Here is a 233-nt window from a genome sequence, read left to right on the forward strand (position 1 = left end):
CTGTTGAGCGGCACGGTACGGATCGGCAATGATCCGGCGACCGCGCCGCTCGACATCTGGTGCCGTGCCTTCGACCACCCGAACCCCTTCGTCGTCGACGCGAGTTATCTGCCGACGTCGGCTGCGGTCAACCCGGCGCTGACGGTGGCGGCACATGCGCTGCGCGTTGGGGATCATATCCTGCAGAAGGAGCTGGCGTGATGGCGGGCGAAAGACGGTCGGTCGCACTTGTC

1 protein-coding gene is annotated in these 233 nt (G+C 66.1%); it reads left to right on the top strand.

Annotated features, from left to right (window positions below; all coding sequences use genetic code 11):
• Positions 1-201: GMC oxidoreductase (locus ACPYOJ_RS36970; protein WP_481420628.1), on the top strand; the 201-nt coding region annotated here is incomplete at its 5' end.
• Between the last annotated feature and the right edge of the window lie 32 nt (positions 202-233).

The organism is Rhizobium sp. SVR5-9E (assembly GCF_056755095.1).